Origin of the sequence: Brevundimonas sp. P7753, from assembly GCF_013386595.1 — a bacterium.
Classification (GTDB): Bacteria; Pseudomonadota; Alphaproteobacteria; order Caulobacterales; family Caulobacteraceae; genus Brevundimonas; species Brevundimonas bullata.
Window position 1 is genome coordinate 1 of the sequence record NZ_JACARP010000122.1, and the last position, 4,493, is coordinate 4,493.

At 72.7% G+C, this 4,493-nt stretch carries 5 protein-coding genes; all 5 read left to right on the forward strand.

Going from position 1 to position 4,493, the window contains the following annotated elements; genetic code table 11:
- On the forward strand, positions 1-593 hold a 593-nt coding region (locus tag HX774_RS17790), incomplete at its 5' end, for a RadC family protein (RefSeq protein ID WP_370523740.1).
- Complete coding sequence (locus tag HX774_RS17795; RefSeq protein ID WP_370523741.1) at positions 590-1,363, forward strand: toprim domain-containing protein; 774 nt, start codon at positions 590-592, stop codon at positions 1,361-1,363. The genes HX774_RS17790 and HX774_RS17795, both read left to right, overlap by 4 nt.
- A 52-nt stretch (positions 1,364-1,415) precedes the next feature.
- Entirely contained in the window at positions 1,416-3,587 is a 2,172-nt protein-coding gene (locus HX774_RS17800; RefSeq protein WP_178828789.1) for a ParB/RepB/Spo0J family partition protein, read from the forward strand.
- A 212-nt stretch (positions 3,588-3,799) separates the two neighbouring features.
- A complete protein-coding gene (locus HX774_RS17805) occupies positions 3,800-4,165 on the forward strand; it encodes a hypothetical protein (protein WP_178828790.1) in 366 nt (121 codons plus the stop codon).
- 35 nt (positions 4,166-4,200) lie between these two features.
- A partial coding sequence (locus HX774_RS19820) for a single-stranded DNA-binding protein (RefSeq protein WP_218650510.1) occupies positions 4,201-4,493 on the forward strand: 293 nt, incomplete at its 3' end.

A 4,493-nucleotide genomic window follows, 5' to 3' on the forward strand; every position in this document is an offset into this window, starting at 1 on the left:
CCGCGCGTCCCGCCCCCTCGATCCCGATGCTGGCGTATGAGTCCCTCGACGACCGGGCCCTGCTCGCGATGGTGCTGAGCCGGTCCGGCGGCGAGCCGGACCGGCGGGCGGGCGAGCTCCTCGCGCGCTTCGGCAGCCTGGGCGCGGTGGCGGCGGCGGACCTGTCGGAACTGACGCGGGCGAGCGACGCCGGGCCCGCCGCTTTCGCCGACCTGAAGGTCCTGCGCGAACTGGCGGTGCGGCTGGCCCGCGTCGACGCCTGCCGCCGGCCCGCCATCGCCTCGTGGACCGCGCTTCAGGCCTATGTCCGGACGGCCATGGCGCATCGGCCGAGGGAGCAGTTCCGGGTCCTCTATCTCGACCACCGCAACAATCTGCTCCGGGATGAATGGGTCGCCGAGGGCACGGTGGACCACGCGCCCGTCTATCCCCGTGAGGTGGTGCGGCGCGCGCTGGAGCTGTCGGCCTCGGCCATGATCCTCGTNNGGGCGGCGACCTCTATCACGGCGGCCGGCGCGCCAATGTGCCGGCGCCGGGCCATAGCGCGGGGGACCGGTCCGTCTCCTTGCTGGTCAGCGGGGATCGGCTCGTGATCCACAGCTTCGGGGCCGCCGACTGGCGGGCCGTGCGCGATCACCTGGCGGCGTTGCGCCTGATCGATGTCGAGGGACGGATATCGAGATCCGGGCGATCGGGTCCCTCATCGTCAATGATCCGCCCGGACCGCGCCACCCGCGTCGCGACCGCCCGGCGACTGTGGGACGGCGCGGGCCCGCTCGCGCCCGGGTCGCTGTCGCACCACCATCTCGTCGGGCGGTCGGTGAGCCTCGACCCGGTCGGGATCGAAGCTCTGCGTCACCATCCCGACGCCCCGGTGTCGGTGTTCCGGGCCGGCGGACCGACCCGGCCTGCCCTGGTCGCCCGGATCAGCGACGCGGAGGGGCGGCTTACGGCGGTGGAGCTCGTCTATCTCGATGCGAACGGCCGCCGCGCGGACCGGCTTCGCGTGCCGCGCAAGACGGTGGGCGTCGTGCCGCCCGGTTCGGCGGTGCGGTTGTCGCCGCCGGCTCGGGACATGCTCGTCGGCGAGGGGGTGCTCACCGTCCTGTCCGCCATCGAGCGCTTCGGGCGGCCCGGCTGGGCCCTGATGTCGGCGCACAATCTCTCTGGCTGGGCGCCGCCGCCAGGCGTCGGGCGCGTGCTCATCGCGGCGGACCGCGGCGCCGTCGGCGAGCGCGCGGCCGCCTGCCTTCGGTCCCGGCTGCGAAGCCGGGGGCTCGCTGTGTCCGTCGCCCTGCCGCCGGAGCCGTTCGAGGACTGGAACGCGGCCGCGGCGACCGGGAGGAGGGAGGAAGGGCGCTGAGGGGCGCCGGTGCGGCGGGGATGGTCCCCGGCGGCCGGCGGGAGAATGCCCCATGCCCCGTTCGTCATCCGCACGCGCCCTCAAGGGCGCGCCAGAGGCCGCCGCCGGCCCCACCCCGTTCGAGATCACGGCCGCCCGCGTGCGCCAGTCCGTCGCCCTGCGCGATCTCGGCGTCGCCCCGGAAAACCTGCGCGCGGGCGAGCCGGCCGACGACGACATCCCGCTGCTCGCCGACACCCTGTTCGCCGCCGGCCAATTGCAGCCCCTGACGGTGCGCCCCGGCCGGCGGAAGGAAAAGGCGCATATGGCGCTCGACGGGCGTCGCCGGCTCCTGGCGCTGCAGCATCTCGTCGCCCAAGGGCGGATTGACGACGGCCTGCTGGTCGATGTCTTTGTCGAGACTGACCCGGCCCGTCAGGCGGCGGCCGTCGTCCTCACCAACACCGCCGTGCCGGTCCATGTCGCCGACGTCATCGGCGCCATCGGCCGGATGCTGGCGTCAAAGCTGGAGGTTCCCGCCATCGCCAGGGCGCTCGGCTATGCCGAGATCGAGATCAAGCGGCTGGCGGCCCTTTCGGCCCTGCCGGAGGTCGCGCTGGAGGCCATGAAGGCCGGTCGGCTCACCCTGAAGCAGGCGAAGCTGCTGGCGCGGCTTCCGGATCGCGACGAGCGGGTCGCGCTGGCGCGCATGGCGCTCGACGGCCATGGCTTCCCGGACTGGCGGGTCAACGAACGGCTTGACGTCAGCGAGGTGAACGCCGGGGACGCCCGTTGCACCCTGATCGGCCCCGAGCGGTACGCGGCGGCGGGCGGCCGCACCGAGGCCGACCTGTTCGGCGAACGGGCGCCGGTGCTGCTCGATCCGGCCCTCCTGACCGAGGCGTGGACGGCGCGCGCCCGGGAGATCGCCCTGGTCTTCGAGGCCGAAGGGCTGACAGTGCATGTCACCGCCGGAGCCGAACCCGACCTGCCCGACGACCTGGAAACGCCGGGCTATGTTTATGGCGGCTTGCTTCCGGCGGCCGAGATGGCCGCTTATCGCGAAGCCCGGTCCCGCCATGAGATCGCGTCGGAGACCGCCGCCGAGGTTCTGGCCGGGACGACCGAGCCCGGCCCGGTGGATGCCGTCCTGATCGACATGATCCGGGCCAAACTGGCCATGGATCAGATCGCGCTGGGCGGACGGGCCGTCACTATCCTCGTACTCAGTCCCGATCGGCGAACCGGGATCCATGTCCGGTCCTGGACGCCCGTGGAGCCGGACATCGTCGAAGATCCGGATCCGCAGACGGACGACGACCGGAAGGTCGATCCGCCGGCCGCGCCGTTCTCGCCGCCACAGGCCGCCGCGCCGGAGCCGGAGGTCGAGGGGGTCGGCCACGCCCTCCACGCCCTGCGCACCGAGGTCGCCACGCGCGGTCTGATCCGCGCCCTGGCGGACGATACGAAGACGGCGATGACGGCCCTGATCGCCCGGCTGTTCAGCCAGGTCGTCAGCCGGGCGCATCGCCCCCGCGGCGAGTCCGCGCTCGGGATTTCAGCCCAGGCCTTCAATCCCGTTGGCGGACGGGTGATCGAGACGCTCGACGGCGTGGTGCGCCAGCGGCTCGACGACCGACGCGCGGCCTGGGAGGCGTCGGGATTGACGGTGATCGGCTGGGTCCATGGACTGGACGACGCCGACCGTTCGACCTTCCTCGCCGAGCTGACGGCGCTCACCCTCGACCTGCGGGAGGAGCGGACCAGCCTGATCCGCCGTCCGGCGCGGTCCGAGGCGGCCGAACTGGCCGCCCTCGCCGACGCCGATCTGACCCGGCACTGGACGCCGGACGCGCCGTTCCTGACGTCGCACTCCAGGCCACTGCTGCTGGGCATGCTCGAGGCCATGGACCAGGCGGATGACCGGGCCGCCGCCCTGAAGAAGCCCGAACTGGTCGCGCGCGTGGCGGAGCAGGCGGCCGCCCGTCGCTGGGCGCCCGCCAGCCTGTCCTGGACCTTGGCGCCCGATCCTGACGAAGGGGAGACGTACCCTACGGAGGCGCCGGCCGATGACGGGGTCGCGGCTGACGACCCCGGCGCGGACGGCCGGGCCGTCGATGCTGTCGATGCCGAGGACGTCGAGGCTGAGGCCGGGGCGGCGGGCGCGGGGGACGAGGCCGATGGCACCGGGGCCTTTGAGGTCACGACCGCCGGTGTGTACGCCCTGGTCCAGGCCGCCGAGTGACGATTGACCGGGCGGGACCGCCGCGCCGAAAGGGGCGGCGGTCCTGTCGCGGCCGGCAGCCCGCTCGCTCGCTTCGTCCGCTTCCGGCGCGGTGGGCGACGGGGTCCGGCGACGACCGTCTTTGGAAGGAGAGGGGAGGAAGGGAGGTCCCGGGCGAAGCGGGATGGGGGAGATCGGCTCCCTCGGCGGCTTCGGATCACAAGGAGACTGAGATGCAGACCATGGTGTTCACCGGCCGGTTGGCGGCCGACCCCCAGATCAGCGACGACTTCGGCAAGGCCGTCTTCCGGCTGCTCGAGAAGCGCGGCGTCGATCCGTCCGGCAAGGACCGGCTCGTCGGCGTCAACTGCGTCAGCTGGTCGAAAGGCCTCAACGAGAAGGTCATCGCGCGCGGGCTCGCCCAGGGCTGCGAGGCCGTCGTCACGGGCGCCTTCATCGACACGGCCTACGCCACGAAGGACGGCCAGGAACGCACCGCCAAGGAACTGGTGGTGAACCGCCTGACCGTCCTCGACTGGGCCGAGGCGCGCGCCGCCGCCTCCGGCGAGGCGGCCGACGCCGAGCGCGCCGCCGCCTGACCTTCCCTCAACCCTTCATCTTCAGGAGACTGACCATGCAATCCCTCGTCATCGAAGGCTATCTGGCCGCCGACCCCTCCATCCTCTCGGCCCAGGGCTCCGGCAAGAAGCGCGCGAGCTTCCGCGTGCTGGAGACCACCCGCTACCGCAAGGCCGACGGCACGCCGGGCGAACGCACCACCGGCTTCAACTGCTTCTGCTTCGGCGAGGCGACGACCGAGAAATACATCGCGCCGTTCGCCAGAAAGGGCAGCCGCGTCGTCCTCCAGGGCCATGTCGAGAACGACACCTGGACCGGCAAGGACGGGGTCGAACACTACGACCTGCG

What these genes read in the sequence shown, in the direction of transcription:
- HX774_RS17805 (WP_178828790.1), top strand. Translation starts at nt 3,800, where the DNA reads ATGCAGACCATGGTGTTCACCGGCCGGTTGGCGGCCGACCCCCAGATC.
- HX774_RS17800 (WP_178828789.1), top strand. Translation starts at nt 1,416, where the DNA reads ATGCCCCGTTCGTCATCCGCACGCGCCCTCAAGGGCGCGCCAGAGGCC.